This window comes from Kitasatospora sp. NPDC059599, assembly GCF_042735125.1.
In the GTDB taxonomy this organism is placed as follows: domain Bacteria; phylum Actinomycetota; class Actinomycetes; order Streptomycetales; family Streptomycetaceae; genus Kitasatospora.
Genome location: NZ_JBHWCL010000097.1, coordinates 1 through 18,531 on the forward strand (window position 1 = coordinate 1; position 18,531 = coordinate 18,531).

Genomic DNA, 18,531 nt, shown 5'->3' on the forward strand with positions numbered 1-18,531 from the left:
GTCCCCGCCTGTCCGGACAGGCGGGGACGGCACCCGCCGTCTTCCCACTCGCGGGCCTTCCCCGGACGCGCCCGTCCTCTCCCCACGCACCCGTCTCCCCGCCGGGGAGCGCGTGGGGGTGGTCGGACCGAGCGGGGCGGGGCGGGGAAGTCGACCCTGGCGGCGTTGCCGGCCGGGGTGGTGGCGCCGACGGCGGGGTGGGTGGCGGTCGGCGGCGTACGACCGGTGCCGGGCCGGCTGGTGGCCCTGGTGCCGCAGGAGGCGTACGTCTTCCCCGGCTCGGTGCGGGAGAACCCGGCCTGGCCCGCCCCGGGCGTCGCGGACGAGCGGCTCGGCGCGGCGGTGGCGCTGCTGGGGGCGGAGGAGCCGGTGGCACGCCCGGGCGGGTCGGCCGCCGCGCTCCGCGATCCGGGTGAACTCTCCGCCGGTGAGCGTCAGTTGCCGGCGCTGGTGCGGACGTGCCCGCCCCCCGTGCCGGTCGTGGTGCCGGACGAGGCGACCTGCCACCTGGATCTTGGGGCCGAGGAGCGGGTCGAGCGGGCCTTCGCGGCCCGCCCGGGGACGCCGGTGGTCGTGGCGCACCGGATCGGTTCCGCGCTGCGGGCGGACCGGATGCTGCTGCCGGAGGGCGGTCGGGGGGTGCCGGCCCGGCACGGCGACCTGCTGGTGCTGTCCCCGTTCCACCGCGAGCCGGTCGGCCACCGGCTCGGTTCCGGGCCCCGGACCAGCGCGGGGACGGCGTCGTGATCTCGATAGGATCTCGTCCGTTCCGGCCGTTATGGTGGCCGGGGCACGGGCCGCGATCACCGGCTGGGGCGCGTACCGAGCGCCCGATCGGGGACTCGACCGTGCGCCACCGGCGCCGGCCGGGCGCCGATGACCAGCACCCTCCGCACGGAAAAGACGATTTCTCATGTCCGACACCCTCACCGACACCACCGGACCCGCGATCGGGACCGACGCCGACGAGAAGACGGCCGAGGACGCCGCGCACGGCCGCCACCGCGGCCGGTCCGCCTCCGACGACAGCCCGGAGTACGACCCGCACGGCCGCCACCGCGCGGCCGTGGCGCAGGGCTGAACCCACCCGCACAGCACGGGGCCCGTCGGGAGAGCAACGCTCCCCCGACGGGCCCCGGTCCGTTCCGATCCCGGTCCGTTCCGATCCCGGTCCGTTCCGATCCCGGTCGGCACGCCGCTCGGCGCCCCGACCCGTCCGGGCGCGCCGGTCCGGACGTCAGTCCATCGTCACGACGGTCCGCAGCGCCTCGCCGCTGCGCATCTGCGCGATCGCCTCGTTGACGTCCGCCAGGCCGACCCGGTGGGTGATCATGCCTTCGAGGTCGATCCGACCGGCCCTCCAGAGGTCCACGACCAGCGCCACGGTGCGCCCGACCGTCGCCCCGCCGTAGAGCGAGGGGAGCAGGCGCTTCTCGTTGAAGAACAGCTCGCCCATGGTGAACTGCGCGAGGTCGTCCTGGGCGCCCGCGCCGATGACGACCACCGCGCCGCCGCGCCGGGCGGCGTCGTACCCGGCCCGGACGGTGGCCGAGCGGCCGACGGCCTCGAAGACGTAGTCGAAGCCGCCGCCGGGCAGCTTCTTGGCCACCGCCTTCAGGTCCTCGGGGGCGATCGCCTCGGTGGCGCCGAAGGCGAGGGCGCGCTCGCGGCGGGAGGCGACCGGGTCGACGACGGTGATCCGGCCGGCGCCGCAGACCCGGGCGCCCTGGACGGTGGCCACGCCGACGCCGCCCGCCCCGATCACCGCGACGGACGCCCCGGGCTCGACCCGGGCGGTGTTCACCGCCGCCCCTATGCCGGTGGTCACCCCGCAGCCGATCAGTGCGGCGACCTCGTAGGGCAGGTCCGCGGGCACCTTGACCAGGGCGTTGGCGGAGACCACGACCTCGTCCGCGAAGGCGCCGGTGCCGTAGAAGCCGGAGGCGATCAGGCCGCCCTCCTCGATCCGGAACCCGGGGGCTCCGAGCCGGCGCAGGCTGGCGACGCAGAGGTGGCCGCGGTCCCGCTCGCAGTGGTCGCACCGGCCACAGGGGGCCATCCAGCAGAGCAGCACGCGGTCGCCGACGCGGAAGCCGGTCACGCCCTCGCCGACCTCCACGACGTCACCGGCACCCTCGTGCCCGGGGACGAACGGCGCGGGCTGCGGCAGGACGCCGCTCATCGCGGAGAGGTCGGAGTGGCACAGGCTGGCGGCGCGCATCCGGACCCGGACGCTGCCTCTTCTGAAGCCGACCGCGGTCACGTCCTCACGGACGTCGAGGGTGTCCTGGCCGGTCTTGTGCAGGACGGCTGCGCGCATGGGGCTGCTCCCTGTGTGCATCGGGTGACGCGGAGTGGATCCGAGGACGGGGCGATTCTGACATGGCCTCCGCAATATCAGTAGAACGGGTTTCAAAAGGGTGGGTAAAGCCCGAAAGCCCCGACCGCCCGATTGCGGCCGGCGCCACGGAGCCCGCCCGCGCCACCACCACTACCGTCCAGTAGGGTCCGACCACGTCCGTCCACGTCCCGACCCGAGGAGCATCGCATGTCCGACCTGCTGCAGAGCGCCCGCCCGGCGCCCGATGTGCTGGCGGCGTTCGAGGCGGCCACCGGGTTCATGCCAGTCGACGAGGGTCTCGCGCTGTACGCGGCGGCGGTGGTGGCCGCCCGCGAAACCGGCCTGCCCGTTCTGGAGATCGGCACCTACTGCGGCCGCTCGGCGATCCTGCTGGCCGCGGCGGCCCGGGAGGCCGGGACGGTCGCGCTGACCGTGGACCACCACCGCGGCTCGGAGGAGCAGCAGCCCGGCTGGGAGTACCACGACCCGGACCTGGTCGACCCCGAGGTCGGACTGATGGACACCCTGCCCCGGTTCCGCCGCGCCCTGCACGCCGCCGGGCTGGAGGAGCACGTGGTGGCGCTGGTCGGCCGCTCGCCGCGGATCGCCGCCCTCTGGGGGCGCCCGCTGGGCCTGGTCTTCATCGACGGCGGCCACACCGACGAGCACGCGACCGGCGACTACGAGGGCTGGGTGCCGCACCTGGCGCCGGAAGGCCTGCTGGTGGTGCACGACGTCTTCCCGAACCCGGCGGACGGCGGCCAGGCCCCGTACCGGGTGTACCTGCGGGCGCTCGCCGAGGGCTTCGAGGAGGTCGCGGTGACCGGTTCCCTGCGCGTCCTGCGCCGCTGCGCCCGCTGACCCCGGGCACCCCCCGACCGGGCGTTTCCCCCGAGCCGCCCCACGGCCCCGCACCGATGCTCTAACGTCGTGCCGGGGGTGTCGGGCGGGGGTTCGAACGGTACGGTGGCCGCGCAGCACCAGGCAGAGCATCGGCGGACGGTGGGGGCCAGCAGCGACATGACGGACCAGCAGAACACCGCCCCGGCGGTCTGGGACCCCACGGCGCGCGGCGGGGCCGGCGGCTGGGTGCGCGGCCCGCAGCCCCCGGCCGGCTCCGAGCCCGCCGCGCGGGCCCCCGCGCCGGTCGCCCCGCAGTCGCCCGCAGGCCCGCAGACCCCCGTCGACCCCCGTCTCGGCATGGTCGCCCCACCGCCCGCCCCCGGCGCCGTCGGCGACCAGGGACCACCGCTGGGCGCCCGCCCGTACCTGGCCGAGGCACCCGGCTACGACCCGCCGACGGCCCCGATCCCCCGCACCACCGCACCGCCGCAGCCCCCGGCCGCCCCTCCCGCGGCCTCGCCGTTCCCCTCCCACGCGACGGCGCAGCACCAGGCCCCGCAGCACCAGCCGCCGGGCGGCTACGGCTACCCCCAGCCCCCCGGAACCCCGCCGCAGCCCCCGTACGGCGCCCAGCCCCCGTACCCGGCCGCCGACCACCGGGCCGGCCACGAGGACGAGGACCGCCCGGCCAACCGCAGGGCCCCGCTGCTGATCGGCTTCGCCCTGCTCCTGGTGCTGGCGATCGGCGGCGGCCTGCTGTTCGCCGCCAGGGGCGGCGAAAAGGACGGCCGGGCCGCACCGGCCCCGGCCGCCACCGGCGCCGGCAATCCGCAGCCCGCCCCGACGCCCACCGGGACGGACGCCGCACCGGGCGGCGCCGCGAGCACCACGGCCCCGCCCACCACCGCGCCCTCGCCGACCGCGACCGGTGCCGGGCCCGGCGCCCAGGCGCAGGCCCAGGCGCTGGACGGTCTGCTCGGCGAGGGGGAGAACGCCAAGGCCCCGATCGGCAGTGCCGTCGCCAAGGTGAGCAGCTGCCCGTCGAAGGCCGACATCGAGAGCGCGGCCCAGGTCTTCGACACCGGCGCCACCCAGCGCGCCACCCTGCTGGCCAAGCTCGCCCAGCTCAGCGTCACGGACGTGCCGGGCGGCCAGGAGGCGCTGAACTCACTGAAATCCGCCTGGCAGTTGTCCGCCGACATCGACAAGGCGTACGCGAGCTGGGCGCGCGCCGTCGCCGCCCAGGGCTGCTCCGGCAGGGCCCCGACCACCCAGGACAAGAAGCACGCGGACGAGCTCAACCCGCAGGCGACCCAGGCGAAGACCGACTTCATGACCAAGTGGAACCCGATCGCCAACACCTACGGCCTCACCCCGCGGACCCAGGACAGGATCTGACCCACTCGTGACCGGCACCGCCCCTCGACCGCCCCGCCGTTCCACCCTGCTGCGCGTCACCACCGTGGTGGCCGCGGCCGTTCCGCTCTGCACGGCGGGCTGGTTCGGCTGGCAGGCCCTCGACCACCCCGACCCGGCGGGCGCCGCCGCCGCCTCCGCTTCCGCCCCGCCCACGACGGCGGCCTCCCCCGGTGGAACCGGCACGGACGGCGCGACCGGCGCGACCGGCGCGACCGGCGCCGCCGACCCCGCCGCTGCGCCCCTCACGCCCCCCGTCGCGCCGCCGCCGAGCTCGGAGGCACCGGCGCCCGAACCGCCCGCCGGGACGCCCCCGCAGGCCCCGACCCCGCCCCCGACAGCCGCCGCGCCGGGCGGCCTCGCGGGCCGCACCATCGTCCTCGACCCCGGCCACAACCCCGGCAACGTCGCGCACACCGCCGAGATCAACCGTCAGGTGGACATCGGCAACGCCCGCAAGGAGTGCGACACCACCGGGACCGAGACCAACGCCGGCTACAGCGAGGCCGAGTACACCCTGGACGTCTCCCGCCGGGCCCGCGCCATCCTGACCGCCCGGGGCGCCAAGGTCGTGCTGGTGCAGGACGGCGACCGCCCCTGGGGCCCGTGCATCGACGAGCGCGCCCGGGCCGGCGCCGACGCGCACGCCGACGCCGCGGTCTCGGTGCACGGGGACGGCGGCCCGGCGAGCGGCAGCGGCTTCCACGTGATCATGCCCGCCAGGGTGACGGCCGGGAAGGCGGACACCTCGGCGATCGTCGAACCCTCGCACCGGCTCGGCCTGCTGCTGCGCGACCGCTTCCACACCGCGACCGGCGAGCCGTACGCCGACTACATCGCGGAGCAGGGCCTGGACACCCGCTCCGACCTGGGCGGCCTCAACCTGTCGACCGTCCCCAAGGTGTTCATCGAGTGCGGTAACATGCGCAACTCGACGGACGCGAAGCGGATGACGGACCCTCAGTGGCGCCAGCAGGCGGCCCAGGGGATCGCCGACGCGCTCACCGCGTTCCTGACGACTCAATGAGAAGACTCGAAGACCCAGTACGGAAGTTGAGCCGCACACCAGGCCGGGCGGCACTACCGCTCGGCCCGCCTGGTTTGCAACGACTTCGCCCCGTTCCCGGTCCCGCCGTGCACCGGCAGGACGGTTGGGCCTAGGCTTCTGGTCCGTTCGGGAGTTTCGGCCGGTCATCCCGACCGCACGAACCACCGTCCAAGACACGTCAACGAGGGGAACGTTAGTGAATCTGCGCGCTCTCACCAGGGGAGACGCCGCCGTCGCAGGCGCGGCCGTCCTGCTCTTCATCGCCTCCTTCCTGCCTTACTGGACCGTGAACTGCTCCGGCAAGTACTGCGGTCCGGACGCTTCGCAGAACGCGTGGAGCACCGAGCTGTTCCCCATCCTGCCCTCGATCTACCTGCTGGGCATCGCCGCGGCGGTGCTGATCCTGGTGCAGCGCTTCCAGGGCCAGGGGGCCGCCAACCGCCAGGTGCTCGGCCTGCGGCTGGACCAGTGGGGCATCGCCTTCGCCGTCGCGGCGCTGTGGACCTCGATCTGGTCGCTCGGCGGCGGCCCGTCCGGCGGCAGCATCAGCCACGGCTTCGGCGCCTGGCTCGGCTTCATCGCGCTGATCGTGCTCGCCGGTGCGGCGGCCGCCGGTCCGCTGCTGCCGGCGCTGAAGGCCCCGCTGGTCTCCGACAGCCCGGCCGTCCCGTACCAGGGCGGCTACCCCGTCCCGGGTCAGCCCGGTCACCCGGGTGCGCCCGGCCAGTACGGCTACCCGGCGCAGGGCCACGACCCGGCGTTCGGCGCCCAGGCCGGCTACGGCTACCCGGCCGCCGGCCAGCCGCAGCCCGGCCAGCCGGCCCAGCCGCAGGACGCCGGTGTCCCGGCCCCGCAGCCGAGCCCGGTCGCGCAGCAGGCCGCCCCGGCGGCGGACTTCCAGCCGTTCTGGTTCGCCGTCCCGGCGCCGCGTCAGCTCGCGCCGAAGGACAACCCGGCCGGCGCGCCGATCGGCGAGGTCGTGCCCGGTACCTGGTACCTGGCCGTCGAGCAGCGCGGCGCCGCGCTGGTCGCGCAGCTCGCGGACGGCACCCAGGGCGTGCTGACCGACACCACGGGCCTCCAGCGCGGCTGACGTCCCCGGACGCACGAGGAAGGGGCGGGACCGGTTCTCCGGTCCCGCCCCTTCGCCGTGCCCGTGCTCAGCGGCCGGTCGTGCTCAGCAGCAGTCCTGGACCACCAGTCCGGCGGGCAGCTGGTCCCCGCCGAAGACCGCGACCGTGGCCGGGTCCCCGCCGAGCGCGGCCACCGCGAGCAGCAGTGCCCCGGCCGTCCAGGTGGTGCGCTCCTCCGGCCAGATCGCGTCGTCCTCGAACACGTAGCCGGTCCAGTAGGAGCCGTCCTCGTGCCGCAGGTGCCGCTGGATCCAGCGCAGGATGTCCACCGCGCGGTCGGACTGCCCGATCGCCCAGAGCGCGAGCGCCAGCTCGGCGCTCTCGCCGCCGGTCACCCACGGGCGGTCGCTGACGCAGCGCACGCCGAGGCCGGGGACGACGAAGCGCTCCCAGTCCCGCTCGATCCGGGCCAGCGCCGCCTCGCCGCGCAGGCCGGTGCCGAGGACCGGGTAGTACCAGTCCATCGAGTAGCGGTCCTTGTCCAGGAACCGCTCCGGGTGGTGGGCGATGGCGTGCCGCAGCCGCCCGGCCGCGAGCTCCCAGTCGGGCTGGGGCTCCTCCAGGTAGTCGGCGATGGCCAGCCCGCAGCGCAGCGCGTGCAGGATGCTGGACGAGCCGGTGAGCAGCCCCTCCTCGGTGGCGGTGCCGTCCTCGCCGACCCGCCAGGCGATCGGGCCGCCGGGCAGCCGCAGCGCGACGATGAAGTCCAGGGCGCGCCGGACGACCGGCCAGATCCACTCCAGGAACGCGTCGTCGCCGGTGCTCAGGTGGTGGTGCCAGACCCCGACCGCCACGTAGGCGCAGAAGTTGCTCTCCTTGGCGCGGTCGGTGACCACGCCGTCGGTGTAGGCGGCGTACCAGGAGCCGTCCGGGTTCTGGGTGCCGGCGAGCCAGCGGTAGGCGGCCTCGGCGGCGGCGTGCTCGCCGGCCGTGTCGAGGGCCATCGCGGCCTCGGTGTGGTCCCAGGGGTCCAGGTGGTGGCCGGCGAACCACGGTATGGCGCCGTCGGGGCGCTGCTCGGCCAGGATGCTGCGCACGGTGTCGGCGGCCTGCTCGGCGTCGAGGACCCCGTCCAGGAGCAGCACCTCGGGGACGGCGGCGGTCACGCCACGCCGCCCGGGGCGCGGTTCGGCTTGGAGGCGTAGGCCACGAAGCTCTTGCCGATGACCGGGTTGAGCGCGCGCTCGGCGGCCTTGGTGAGGGTGCTGATCACCGGGGTGCCGACGATGTCCCAGACCAGCAGCTGGTGGTAGGCCTTGACCGGCAGCGCCTTGTCGTTGTCCACGCCGACCGCGCACTTGATCCACCAGTACGGCGAGTGCAGCGCGTGCGCGTGGTGGGTGCCGTACGGCTCCAGGCCGGCGTCCTTGAGCTTGCCGAGCAGTTCGTCGCCCCGGTAGATCCGGATGTGGCCGCCCTCGACCTCGTGGTACTCGTCGGACAGCGCCCAGCAGATCTTCTCGGGCAGCCAGCGCGGCACGGTGACGGCGAGCAGGCCGCCCGGCTTGAGGACGCGGAACATCTCGTTGAGCACGCCCTTGTCGTCGGGGATGTGCTCCATCACCTCGGAGATGATGATCTTGTCGAAGTACTCGTCCTCGAACGGCAGCGCCAGCGCGTTGCCCTCCATCGCGACCGCCGACGCGCCCTCGGGGGCCTCACCGGCCTGCTCCATCGCCGCGAACCACTTCCTGACCTCGGCGATCTCCTCGGTGTTCTGGTCGAGGGCGATCACGTTGGCGCCGCGGCGGTAGCACTCGAACGCGTGCCGGCCCCCGCCGCAGCCCAGGTCGAGCACCCGGTCGCCGGGGGCGAGCGGGAAGCGCGAGAAATCGACGGTCAGCACTGCAGGACTCCCATTCCTATTGCTACCAAGCGTCCTTGACGCTTCGTCACGCTTCGTTGGGCGGCGCGCGCCCCGGGCGGTGGATCCGCGCCGGGGGCGCGTCCGGCCCGGGCGGGCTAGGCCACGTACCGCCAGCCGGGCCCGGAGCGGGCCCGGGCGCCGGCGCCGGTGGCGATCGCCGCGCGGTAGGCCTCGGCGGTCAGCTCGGCGGCCCGCTCCCAGGTGAACCGGGCCAGCACCCGCTCCCGGCCGGCCGCGCCGAGACCCGCGCGCAGCTCCGGGTCGTCCAGCAGTCGGCCGAGCGCCGCGGCCAGCGCGTCCGCCTCGCCCGGCGGCACGGCCAGGCAGGTCTCCCCGTCCGGTCCGGCGACCTCGGGGATCGCCCCGCCGGTGGTGGCCACCAGCGGGGTGCCGGTGGCCATCGCCTCGGCGGCGGGCAGCGAGAAACCCTCGTACAGCGACGGGACGCAGGCCACCTCGGCCGAGCGGTACAGGTCGACCAGTTCCCCGTCGGTCAGGCCGCTGCGGAACTCGATGTGCTCCGCCAGGCCGAAGCGTCGCACCGCCTCGGCCACCGGCCCGTCGTCCTTCTGCGGCTTGCCGACCACCACCAGGTGGGCGTCCCGCTCGGTGCGGACCTTCGCGAGCGCCTCGACCAGGAAGACCAGGCCCTTCAGCGGGACGTCCGCGCTGGAGGTGGTGACGATCCGGCCGGGCACCCGCCCGACCGCGTCCGAGGGCGACCACAGACGGGTGTCGGCGCCGATCGGCACCACCGAGATCGCGCCGGGCGCGGCGCCCAGGTGCTCGGCGATCTCGCGCTGCGAGCTGCCGGAGACGGTGATCACGTGGTCCAGCCGGGCGGCGACCCGGCGCTGCATCCGGGTGAAGGCGTACCAGCGGCGCAGCGACAGCCGCTTGAGCCGGGTGGGGGCCGCGTCCAGCTCCAGCTGCCGGTCCACGGTGATCGGGTGGTGGATCGTGGTGACCAGCGGGAAGCCGTGCCGGGCCAGGCCGAGCAGGCCGTAGCCGAGGGTCTGGTTGTCGTGCACCACGTCGTAGCGGCCCTTGTGCCGGGCCAGGTACCGGCGGGCGCGCAGCGAGAAGGTGAGCGGCTCGGGGAAGCCGCCGGTGCGCATGGTGGCGAACTCCAGCACGTCCACCGGGTCGCGGAACTCGCCGCGGGCGGGGGTGCGGAACGGGTCGTCGGCGCGGTAGAGGTCCAGGCTGGGCAGCTCCACCAGGCGCACCGAACCGGGGCCCTCGACGTCGTCCAGCACCGGGTAGGGCTGGGCCCCGATCACGTCCACGTGGTGGCCGAGCCTGGCCAGCTCACGGGAGAGGTGCCGTACGTACACGCCCTGACCGCCGCAGAAGGGGTCCCCGCGGTACGACAGCAGGGCAATCCGCAGCGGCTGCGCGGTCATCGTGGGCCCTCATCTCTAGCTGCTATCTGTGCTGCCGGTCGCTAAAGTAGATCAGGTTTCAGTGGCTGGGGAACTCGTCGTCGACCACGTGAACAATGAGAGACCTCGAAGATACCGGCCCGTAGCTTTCCCTCAGGAGCCAGGGCTGGTGATTCCCGCCACGCCGGACCTCGCCCACCTTGCCGATCCGTGGAGCACACCGCCACTCTCGCCCGCCCGGGAGCACCCTTGCCGCCGTCGACCGAGCCCCTGACCCCGACCCCCCTCGTGCCCCGGCCCGGTGAGCTGCCGCTGACCACGCGCCAGGCCGAGCGCCGCCGGCGGATCCTGCGGGCCGCCACCGCGCTGGCCGCCCGGGGCGGGTACGAGGCGGTGCAGATGCGGGAGGTCGCGGAGAGCGCGCAGGTCGCGCTGGGCACGCTCTACCGGTACTTCCCGTCCAAGGTCCACCTGCTGGTCGCGGTGATGCTGGAACAGCTCCAAGGCCTGCACGAGCACATCCGGCGCCACCCGCCGACCGACCCGGAACCGGCCCTGCGGGTCGCCGACACCCTCACCCGGGCTTTCCACGCGTTGCAGCGCGAACCGCTGCTGGCCGAGGCGATGGTCCGGGCGCTGTCCTTCGCCGACCGCTCGGTCGGCGCCGAGGTGGACCAGGTCAGCGCCGCCACCGGACAGCTCATCCTGGACGCGATCGGCCAGTCCGGCCCGGCCAGCGAGAGCCAGCGCGCGGCCGTCCGGGTGATCGAGCACACCTGGCACTCGGCACTCGTCGCCTGGTTGTCCGGGCGCGCCTCGATCGCCGAGGTCCGGGCCGACCTGCACACGGCGGCCCGGCTGCTCACCCTGCCCTGACCGCACCCCGGTCCGACACCCGCCGACTGGAACCTGTTCCTGCTACGGCGCGGTGGCCCACGCGCTCCGGCGGCTAGAGTCGACGGACAGCACAACTCCATCCGCTCCTCCCCCGGGGGAAGCCGGTGCGAATCCGGCGCTGACCCCGCAACCGTGAGTCCGGCCCCCTGGCCCGGACGAGTCGGAGCACCCGGGGCGGGGCGAGCGGCCAGTCCGGACGCACGCGCCCGGCACCGTCGAGGACTACGGAACGGCCCCGCCCGGGCCACCACCGCTCACCGAAAGGCACAACCGCACCATGCTGACCGCCGCCCGCCTGGGCGCCGCCGCCCTGTCCGCCGCGCTGCTCACCGGCGTCGCCGCCGGACCGGCCCTGGCCGACAGCCCCTCGCCGACCCCCGCCGCCGTCCCCGACGGCCTGTACGGGAAGGGCGACCCGACCTACGACGGCGTCTGGCGGCAGTCGCTCGCGCTCACCGCGCTGACCGCCGCCAAGGTCACGCCCGCCGACTCGGCGGTCGGCTGGCTCACCGGCCAGCAGTGCGAGGACGGCGGCTGGCCCTCCTACCGGGCAGCCGGCGCGGCCTGCGACCCCAAGACCGAGGACAGCAACGCCACCGCCGTCGCCATCCAGGCCCTGGCCGCCCTCGGCGGGCACCAGCCGGCCGTCGACAAGGGCGTCGCCTGGCTCAAGGCCAACCAGAACGCCGACGGCAGCTGGGCCTACAACCCGGGCAGCCCGGGCGACGCCAACTCCACCGGACTCGCCGTCAACGCGCTGTTCGCCGCCCGGACCGACCCGGCGAGCGTCGCCAAGGCGGGCACCGGCGGCGCCGCGAAGAACGCCTTCGACGGCCTCGCCCGCTTCCAGCTCGGCTGCACGGCCCCCGTCGACCAGCGCGGCGCCTTCGCCTACCAGCCGGACGCCGCCACCGGCGCCCTCGCCCCCAACGCCCTGGCGAGCGGCCAGGCCGCGCTCGCCGCCGCCGGCGGACACCTGCCGGTCGTCGGCTCGGTGCGCGCCGACGACGAGGCCAAGCCGCTCGCCTGCGCAGACGGCTCCGCGCCCGCCACCGTGCCGCACGCCGAGTCGGGCGAGGCCGTCGCCGCCTACCTCGCCGCCCAGTTGGAGGCCGGCGGCAACCACCTCACCCTCACCACGCCGGGCGCCGCCCCGACCCCCGACCACACCGCGACCGCCTGGGCCGCCCTCGCCCTCGTCCAGAGCGGCCACCCCGACCAGGCCGCCAACGCCACCGACTGGCTCGAAGGCCAGGAAGCCACCTGGACCAAGAACGGCACCGACGCCGGCGCCACCGCCACCCTGCTGCTCGTCGCCCAGGCCGGCCACCGCGCCACCGCCGACCTCACCGGCAAGCTCACCGCCCTCGGCCCGGCCCCCAAGGCCGCCGCCACCACTGCGGACGAGACCACCTCGGCGAAGAAGAAGAACGACGGCATCGGCCAGTACTGGATCATCGGCGTCGGCCTGCTCATCGGCATCGGCGGCGGCCTCCTGCTCAGCCTCCAGCGCAAGCGCAACCCGCACCTGTGACGCACCCGAACCACCGGGCCCGCGCCGTCCGCGCGCACGGTCGCGGCGCCCGTACCCGGCGCCGCACCACCGCACTGCTCCTGCCGCTGGTCGGGGCACTGCTGGTGGTCGCCGGTGCCGCTCCCGCACAGGCGGCGGGATACCGGTACTGGTCGTTCTGGCGCGGCACGGACGGCGGCTGGGCCTACCAACAGCAGGGCCCGGCGATCGCCGTACCACCGGACGGGGCCGTGGACGGCTGGCGGTTCGCGATGAGCCCGGACGGCGGGCAGGACGCCGCGAAACCGCGGACGGCCGCGAGCTTCGCCGACATCTGCGCGCAGACGCCCGCGCAGGAGGGGCACAAGCGGGTCGCCGTCGTGCTGGACTTCGGGACCCCCGAGGACGCCGGATCGGCCGGGGCGGTGCCCGAGCCGCGGACGACGTGCGCCGCCGTCGCGCCGCGGGCCACCTCGGCCGAGGTGCTGGCCGCCGTCGCACCGCCGCTGCGGTACGACACCAACGGGCTGCTGTGCGCCATCGCCGGGTACCCGACGGCGGGCTGCGGCGACCAGGTCGGCGCGGCGGGCGCGGCCGGGCCGGCCGGGCCCGGTCCGTCCGGCGACCACGGCGGCGGCCCGGACATCGGGCTGATCGCCGGCGGCGCGCTGGTCGCCGTCCTCGCCGGCGGCGCCGTCTGGCAGGCGCGCCGGCGCCGCACCCCGTGAAGCCGTGAACCTGCGAAGCCGTGAAGCCGCGAAGCCGTGAAGCCATGGACCCGCGAAGCCGTGAAGCCGTGAACCCCGCCCAGGAAGCCGCCGTGCGCAGCACCTCCACCCGTAGCACCCGACCGCCCACCGGGCCCCGCCAACTGCACCCCGGGGCGTGGTGGTTGTGGGCGCTCGGGCTGGGCGCGGCGGCGACCCGCACCACCAACCCGGCGATCCTGCTGCTGCTCGCCGCCGTCGCCGGGTACGTGGTCGCGGCCCGGCGCGGCGACGCGCCCTGGTCGCGGTCGTACGGGGCGTTCCTGCGGCTGGGCCTGCTGGTGCTCGGGATCCGGCTGGTGTTCGCGGTGTTCCTCGGCTCGCCGATCCCCGGCACCCACGTGCTGTTCACGCTGCCCGAAGTGCCGCTGCCCGCCTGGGCGCAGGGCGTGCGGATCGGCGGCCGGGTGACCGTCGAAGGCCTGCTCGCGGCGCTGTACGACGGGCTGCGCCTGGCGACCCTGCTGGTCTGCGTCGGCGCCGCCAACTCCCTGGCCAGCCCGGCCCGGCTGCTGCGCACCCTGCCCGGCGCGCTCTACGAGGCGGGCGTGGCCGTGGTGGTGGCGATGACCTTCGCCCCCAACCTGGTCGCGGACGTCCGCCGGCTGCGCGCCGCACGGCGGCTGCGCGGCCGCAGCGACAAGGGCGTCACGGCCGTGCTGAGCGTCGGACTGCCCGTGCTGGAGGGTGCGTTGGAGCGCTCCATCGCGCTGGCCGCCGCGATGGACACCCGCGGATTCGGCCGCACCGCCGACGTCCCGCGCCGGCTCGCCCGGGTGACGGCCGCACTCACCCTGGCCGGACTGCTCGGCGTCTGCCTCGCCGCGTACGGGCTGCTGACCGCCAGCGGCACCGGCTGGGCCCTCCCGGTGCTGGCGCTCGGCCTGGCCGCCGCCTTCGCCGGACTGCTCCTCGGCAGCCGGCGATCCGTCAGGACCCGCTACCGGCCCGACCCCTGGGCGCTGCCCGAGTGGCTGACCGCCGGATCCGGAGTCGCCGTGGCGGCCCTCACCACCTACCTGGCCGCACGGGACCCGGCCGCCTTCGCCCCCACCGTCGTCCCGCCGACCGTCCCCGCGCTGCCGCTGGCCGCCGTCCTGACCGTCCTGCTCGGCCTGGTACCGGCGTTCGCCGCCCCGACCCCGCCCCGGAGGGCATCGTGATCACCTTCGAGCAGGTCTCCGTCCGGTACGACGAGTCCGCCGCACCCGTCCTCGACGGCGTCGACCTCACCGTCCCCGAGGGTGAACTCTGCCTGCTGGTGGGCCCGTCGGGCTCCGGCAAGTCGACCCTGCTGGGCGCGGTCAGCGGCCTGGTGCCGCACTTCACCGGCGGCGTCCTGCACGGCCGGGTCACCGTCGGCGGCCGGGACACCCGGGAACACCGGCCGCGCGAACTCGCCGACCTGGTCGGCACGGTGGGGCAGGACCCGCTGGCGCACTTCGTCACCGACACGGTGGAGGACGAACTCGCCTACGGCATGGAGTCACTCGGCCTGCCGGGCGACGTGATGCGCCGCCGGGTGGAGGAGACCCTCGACCTGCTCGGCCTCGCCGACCTGCGCGACCGCGCGCTGGGCTCCCTCTCCGGCGGCCAGCAGCAACGCGTCGCCATCGGCTCGGTGCTCACCGTGCACCCGCGGGTGCTGGTCCTCGACGAGCCGACCTCGGCCCTGGACCCGGGCGCGGCCGAGGAGGTACTGGCCGTCCTGCAGCGACTGGTGCACGACCTCGGCACCACCGTGCTGATGGCCGAGCACCGGCTGGAACGCGTCGTCCAGTACGCCGACCAGGTGCTGCTGCTGACCCCGGGCGCGCCCCCGGTGCTGGGCGAACCGGCCGACGTGATGGCGCACTCGCCGGTGCACCCGCCCGTCGTCGGCCTCGGCCGGCTCGCCGGCTGGCGGCCGCTTCCCCTGTCGGTGCGCGACGCGCGACGCAGGGCGGCGTCCCTGCGCGCCGAGCTGGACGGCCGCGCGCCCGCCGCCGCGCCCGCCCCCACCGGGGAACCGATCGCCGTCACCGACCGCCTCGCCGTCCGGCGCGGCCCGGTCCACGCCCTGCGCGGCGTGGACCTCGCACTCCGCCCCGGCGAGATCACCGCGCTGATGGGCCGCAACGGCGCCGGCAAGTCCACCCTGCTCGGCGGCCTGGTCGGCCTGCACGCCCCCGCCTCCGGCAGCGTCCGGGTCGGCGGCCTCGTCCCGCACCGCACCCGCCCCGCCGAACTGATCCGGCAGGTCGGCCTCGTCCCGCAGGACCCGCGCGACCTGCTGTACGGCGAGTCCGTCGCCGCCGAATGCGCGGCGGCCGACACCGACGCGGGCGCCGAACCCGGCACCTGCCGCGCCCTGGTCGAACGCCTGCTGCCCGGCATCGCCGACGCCGCCCACCCGCGCGACCTCTCCGAGGGCCAGCGGCTCACCCTCGCACTCGCCGTCGTGCTCACCGCCCGGCCCCCGCTGCTGCTGCTCGACGAGCCGACCCGCGGCCTGGACTACGCGGCCAAGGCCCGGCTGGTGGAGATCCTGCGCGGCCTCGCCACCGAGGGCCACGCGGTGCTGCTGGCGACCCACGACGTCGAGCTGGCGGCCGAACTCGCCCACCGCACGGTGATCCTGGCCGAGGGCGAGATCGTCGCGGACGGACCGACGGCCGAAGTCGTGGTCTCCTCGCCCGCGTTCGCCCCGCAGGTCGCCAAGGTGCTGGCGGGGCCGTGGCTCACCGTGCGCCAGGTCGGGGAGGCGATCGGCGCATGAGCCGTCCGGTCCCGCTCGGCCGACGGTCGGTCGCGGTGCTGTCGTTGACCTCGCTGGTCGGCGTCGCCGCCTTCGGCTGGCCGCTGCTCGCCTCGACCAAGTCCGCGCTGGTCGGCCACGCCACCGACGCGCCCTGGCTGTTCGCGCTGCTGCTGCCCCTGCTGCTCGCCGTCGTCGTCGCGCAGATCTCCGAAGGGCGGCAGGCGGGCGGCGGCGCCCCGGGGCTCGACGCCAAGTCCGTCGCGCTGCTGGGCGTCCTGGCGGCGGCAGGCGCGGCGCTGCGCCCCCTCGGCGCCGGAACGGCCGGACTGGAGCCGATGTTCTTCCTGATGGTGCTGTCCGGGAGGGTGCTCGGCCCCGGTTTCGGCTTCGTCCTGGGCTCGTTGTCGATGTTCGCCTCCGCGCTGCTCACCGGCGGGGTCGGGCCGTGGCTGCCGTTCCAGATGCTGGCGATGGGCTGGGTCTGCCTCGGCGCGGGACTGCTGCCGGGCTCCGCCGCGCTGCGCGGACGCCGCGAACTCCTGCTGCTGGCGGGATACGGCGCGGTGTCCGCCCTGTTGTACGGCACCATCATGAACCTGCAGGGCTGGCCGTACATCGGCGGACTGGCCGGCTCCGTCTCCTTCGTCCCCGGCGACCCGCTGCCCGCCAACCTGGTCCGCTTCGCCGCCTACTGCCTGACCACGTCACTGGGTTGGGACCTGCCCAGGGCCGCGCTGACCGTCGTCCTGTGCCTCACCCTCGGCACCCCCGTCCTGCGCGCCCTGCGCCGCACCACTCGCCGGGCCGCCTTCGACGCGCCGGTCACCTTCCGACCGCCGGAAGGGTGAACTGCCTTTCCCCCGCGCGCCGTACGCCCCGGCCCCTACCGCACCAACGGCGACCAGGTGATCCCGTACGGCTGCAACGCCACCGATCCCAACCAGCTGTTCCGCGTCGAGGACGGCTACATCGAGGTCCGCGACACCCTCTGAACCCGCCTGCTCGTAGGGTGGACATCCGTACGTCGCAGCAGAACGGAGTTCCCCGCGTGTCCGAAGAGCCCGAGGTTCCTGACGCATCCGAGGTGTCCGAGGCGTCCGAGGCGTCCGAGGTGTCCGACGAGGACGAGGTGTCCGACGAGGACGAGTCGCCCTGGATCGTCGCGGCGTGCCCGGTCACCCCCGAACTGGTCGCCCAGATCGCCGGAATGATGGAACTCGACTGGGAGGACCCCGAGCCCACCGAGAAGGCGATGCTCGCCGCCGGCTGGCGCTCGACCGGCGACTACCTGGGCGAGTTCAACGAGAAGGCGTACACGCCCGCCGGGCACCTCGTGTACGGGGACGACCGCTTCGCCATGCCGTTCGCGTACGAGTACTGGATCCACCCCGACGGGGCGTGGACGGAGGACTTCTGGGGAGAGCAGCCCGGCTGGCGGAGCGTCGTCGACCCGCCGGCCGGGGCGTTCAACGTCCAACTGGACTCCGTCGCCGGTCACTTCACCGCCCTGCTCGGGCCACCCGACCACGACGTCGTCTACCGGAAGGACCGCTGGCGGTACCGGATCTGGCGGCGGGGCGACAACGTCCTGGTCGTCGCCCCGGGCCTGGACGGCTTCTCGTACTCCCAGTTCGAGCACGCCTACGTCCAGATCCGCCGGCTACCCGCAGGGACGCCGCTCCCGCCCACCGCCGAGTTGCCCGACTTCCTCACCTGGTGAGCACCGACCGCACCGCCGCCCGGCACCGGCCACGGGCCGCCCGCACATCCCGTCCCACCCGGGACATTCGTGCCGGCGCGGCCCGTCCGTCGTGCTCGGTGCCGCAGGAACGGACGGCACCTTCGCCAACCGCCCTGCCAGGATCGCCCCCACACTGTGCGTGACCCGCTCCGGCAGCGGCGCCGCGAGGATTCCGGTCAGCGCCTCCCGCGTCCACCCACCCGCGAGCAGCCCCTCCACCCGCGCGGCCTGGTCGGACAGCGGCTTCCCCGCCAACGCCATCCGAGGCTCCCGGCGCCCGAGGTCCAGCAGCAGCGCCATGCCCGCCGTCGACCTCCGGGATGGAAGGACGGAAGGTTCTTCCATTTCCTCCCCTTTCGGTTCCTTGGAAGGGCTTCCCGCCTTCCCGGCACCCACCGCCCCCGGTCCAGGCGCCCCGGCGGCCGGAGACACGGGAAGCGGTGGCACCGCGTGGACGGCCTTGCCCGTGGTCACCGGCACCTCATGAACCGAAACGACCGTCCGCACCTGCCCCGTCACCGGATCGCGAAGCGTCCGCCGGATGTAGTGCCCGGCCGTCTCCAGCTCCCGCAACGCCCGGGAGACCGTCGCCCGCCCCTCCACACTCTTCGCCGCGAGCGTGCGGATGTCCTCACGCGCCCCATCCGGCAGACTGAGCAGGTAGCTCAGGAGCCCGCGCGCCGCCCAACTCAGCGAGTGCTTACGGACGACGTGGCCGTTGTCGAGGATCGTGTACCCGGGCGCATGCTTGGGGATACGATGAATCTGCATCTTGGAGTTCTCTCTCCTGGTGCCATACCCCGGGGTGTTGGAGCACCGCCGGGGCTTTCTCTTGCCCAC

The 18,531-nt window shown here is 75.1% G+C and carries 18 protein-coding genes and 1 riboswitch; of the genes, 13 read left to right on the top strand and 5 right to left on the bottom strand.

All coding sequences use genetic code 11. The features are described 5' to 3' along the window. Nucleotides 1-747 (top strand): ATP-binding cassette domain-containing protein (locus ACFV04_RS28510; RefSeq protein WP_380533449.1); only part of this gene is annotated, 747 nt, incomplete at its 5' end. 166 nt (nucleotides 748-913) lie between these two features. Beyond that, nucleotides 914-1,081, top strand: coding sequence for a hypothetical protein (locus ACFV04_RS28515; protein ID WP_380347156.1), 168 nt, complete (start codon nucleotides 914-916; stop codon nucleotides 1,079-1,081). A 156-nt stretch (nucleotides 1,082-1,237) separates the two neighbouring features. Here ACFV04_RS28515 and ACFV04_RS28520 read toward each other — a convergent pair whose 3' ends face one another. Next, nucleotides 1,238-2,320 carry an alcohol dehydrogenase catalytic domain-containing protein gene (locus tag ACFV04_RS28520; RefSeq protein WP_380347157.1) on the bottom strand — a complete coding sequence of 361 codons (1,083 nt, stop codon included), beginning with the start codon at nucleotides 2,318-2,320 and terminating at the stop codon, nucleotides 1,238-1,240. A 228-nt stretch (nucleotides 2,321-2,548) separates the two neighbouring features. On the opposite strand from ACFV04_RS28520, the gene ACFV04_RS28525 reads away from it, so the two are divergent. The 4 genes from ACFV04_RS28525 to ACFV04_RS28540 all read left to right on the top strand — a co-directional run bounded on the left by ACFV04_RS28525 (nucleotide 2,549) and on the right by ACFV04_RS28540 (nucleotide 6,741). Then, nucleotides 2,549-3,202 carry a class I SAM-dependent methyltransferase gene (locus tag ACFV04_RS28525; RefSeq protein ID WP_380533452.1) on the top strand — a complete coding sequence of 218 codons (654 nt, stop codon included), beginning with the start codon at nucleotides 2,549-2,551 and terminating at the stop codon, nucleotides 3,200-3,202. A gap of 159 nt (nucleotides 3,203-3,361) precedes the next feature. After that, nucleotides 3,362-4,582, top strand: a complete 1,221-nt coding sequence (locus ACFV04_RS28530; protein ID WP_380533454.1) for a hypothetical protein — start codon at nucleotides 3,362-3,364, stop codon at nucleotides 4,580-4,582. Between the two features lie 7 nt (nucleotides 4,583-4,589). Then, the gene (locus ACFV04_RS28535; protein ID WP_380533456.1) at nucleotides 4,590-5,627 is read left to right on the top strand and encodes an N-acetylmuramoyl-L-alanine amidase; all 1,038 of its coding nucleotides are present in this window, start codon (nucleotides 4,590-4,592) and stop codon (nucleotides 5,625-5,627) included. A gap of 217 nt (nucleotides 5,628-5,844) precedes the next feature. Beyond that, nucleotides 5,845-6,741: a hypothetical protein gene (locus ACFV04_RS28540; protein WP_360249554.1), complete on the top strand. Its 897-nt coding sequence runs from the start codon at nucleotides 5,845-5,847 to the stop codon at nucleotides 6,739-6,741. A gap of 84 nt (nucleotides 6,742-6,825) precedes the next feature. On the opposite strand, the gene ACFV04_RS28545 is transcribed toward ACFV04_RS28540, so the two are convergent. From ACFV04_RS28545 to ACFV04_RS28555, 3 genes are all read right to left on the bottom strand, one after another. Next, nucleotides 6,826-7,887, bottom strand: coding sequence for a prenyltransferase (locus tag ACFV04_RS28545; protein WP_360249551.1), 1,062 nt, complete (start codon nucleotides 7,885-7,887; stop codon nucleotides 6,826-6,828). Continuing rightward, a complete protein-coding gene (locus tag ACFV04_RS28550) occupies nucleotides 7,884-8,627 on the bottom strand; it encodes a class I SAM-dependent methyltransferase (protein ID WP_360249548.1) in 744 nt (247 codons plus the stop codon). The genes ACFV04_RS28545 and ACFV04_RS28550 overlap by 4 nt, the downstream gene beginning before the upstream one ends. A 116-nt stretch (nucleotides 8,628-8,743) precedes the next feature. Further along, nucleotides 8,744-10,054, bottom strand: a complete 1,311-nt coding sequence (locus ACFV04_RS28555; RefSeq protein ID WP_380533459.1) for a glycosyltransferase family 4 protein — start codon at nucleotides 10,052-10,054, stop codon at nucleotides 8,744-8,746. A 228-nt stretch (nucleotides 10,055-10,282) separates the two neighbouring features. On the opposite strand from ACFV04_RS28555, the gene ACFV04_RS28560 reads away from it, so the two are divergent. The 7 genes from ACFV04_RS28560 to ACFV04_RS28590 all read left to right on the top strand — a co-directional run bounded on the left by ACFV04_RS28560 (nucleotide 10,283) and on the right by ACFV04_RS28590 (nucleotide 17,670). Beyond that, the gene (locus ACFV04_RS28560; RefSeq protein WP_380347164.1) at nucleotides 10,283-10,909 is read left to right on the top strand and encodes a TetR family transcriptional regulator; all 627 of its coding nucleotides are present in this window, start codon (nucleotides 10,283-10,285) and stop codon (nucleotides 10,907-10,909) included. 115 nt (nucleotides 10,910-11,024) lie between these two features. Further along, nucleotides 11,025-11,101, top strand: a riboswitch (cobalamin riboswitch). Between the two features lie 106 nt (nucleotides 11,102-11,207). Further along, nucleotides 11,208-12,464 (top strand): prenyltransferase/squalene oxidase repeat-containing protein, encoded by a 1,257-nt coding sequence (locus tag ACFV04_RS28565; RefSeq protein WP_380347166.1) that lies wholly within the window; start codon nucleotides 11,208-11,210, stop codon nucleotides 12,462-12,464. Continuing rightward, a complete protein-coding gene (locus tag ACFV04_RS28570) occupies nucleotides 12,461-13,171 on the top strand; it encodes an SCO2322 family protein (RefSeq protein ID WP_380347167.1) in 711 nt (236 codons plus the stop codon). The genes ACFV04_RS28565 and ACFV04_RS28570 overlap by 4 nt, the downstream gene beginning before the upstream one ends. 44 nt (nucleotides 13,172-13,215) lie before the next feature. Then, entirely contained in the window at nucleotides 13,216-14,373 is a 1,158-nt protein-coding gene (locus tag ACFV04_RS28575) for an energy-coupling factor transporter transmembrane protein EcfT (protein WP_380347169.1), read from the top strand. After that, entirely contained in the window at nucleotides 14,370-15,968 is a 1,599-nt protein-coding gene (locus ACFV04_RS28580; RefSeq protein ID WP_380533462.1) for an ABC transporter ATP-binding protein, read from the top strand. Before ACFV04_RS28575 ends, ACFV04_RS28580 begins: the two co-directional genes overlap by 4 nt. Beyond that, the gene (locus ACFV04_RS28585; RefSeq protein WP_380533464.1) at nucleotides 15,965-16,798 is read left to right on the top strand and encodes an ECF transporter S component; all 834 of its coding nucleotides are present in this window, start codon (nucleotides 15,965-15,967) and stop codon (nucleotides 16,796-16,798) included. Before ACFV04_RS28580 ends, ACFV04_RS28585 begins: the two co-directional genes overlap by 4 nt. Nucleotides 16,799-16,998: 200 nt before the next feature. Beyond that, nucleotides 16,999-17,670, top strand: coding sequence for a hypothetical protein (locus tag ACFV04_RS28590; RefSeq protein WP_380533466.1), 672 nt, complete (start codon nucleotides 16,999-17,001; stop codon nucleotides 17,668-17,670). Here the strand turns inward: ACFV04_RS28590 and ACFV04_RS28595 are convergent. Further along, nucleotides 17,611-18,462 (bottom strand): helix-turn-helix domain-containing protein, encoded by an 852-nt coding sequence (locus ACFV04_RS28595; RefSeq protein ID WP_380533468.1) that lies wholly within the window; start codon nucleotides 18,460-18,462, stop codon nucleotides 17,611-17,613. The genes ACFV04_RS28590 and ACFV04_RS28595 overlap by 60 nt on opposite strands. Nucleotides 18,463-18,531 lie beyond the last annotated feature (69 nt).

What these genes read in the sequence shown, in the direction of transcription:
- ACFV04_RS28515 (WP_380347156.1), top strand. Translation starts at nt 914, where the DNA reads ATGTCCGACACCCTCACCGACACCACCGGACCCGCGATCGGGACCGAC.
- ACFV04_RS28520 (WP_380347157.1), bottom strand. Translation starts at nt 2,320, where the DNA reads ATGCGCGCAGCCGTCCTGCACAAGACCGGCCAGGACACCCTCGACGTC.
- ACFV04_RS28525 (WP_380533452.1), top strand. Translation starts at nt 2,549, where the DNA reads ATGTCCGACCTGCTGCAGAGCGCCCGCCCGGCGCCCGATGTGCTGGCG.
- ACFV04_RS28530 (WP_380533454.1), top strand. Translation starts at nt 3,362, where the DNA reads ATGACGGACCAGCAGAACACCGCCCCGGCGGTCTGGGACCCCACGGCG.
- ACFV04_RS28555 (WP_380533459.1), bottom strand. Translation starts at nt 10,054, where the DNA reads ATGACCGCGCAGCCGCTGCGGATTGCCCTGCTGTCGTACCGCGGGGAC.
- ACFV04_RS28565 (WP_380347166.1), top strand. Translation starts at nt 11,208, where the DNA reads ATGCTGACCGCCGCCCGCCTGGGCGCCGCCGCCCTGTCCGCCGCGCTG.
- ACFV04_RS28575 (WP_380347169.1), top strand. Translation starts at nt 13,216, where the DNA reads ATGGACCCGCGAAGCCGTGAAGCCGTGAACCCCGCCCAGGAAGCCGCC.
- ACFV04_RS28585 (WP_380533464.1), top strand. Translation starts at nt 15,965, where the DNA reads ATGAGCCGTCCGGTCCCGCTCGGCCGACGGTCGGTCGCGGTGCTGTCG.
- ACFV04_RS28595 (WP_380533468.1), bottom strand. Translation starts at nt 18,462, where the DNA reads ATGCAGATTCATCGTATCCCCAAGCATGCGCCCGGGTACACGATCCTC.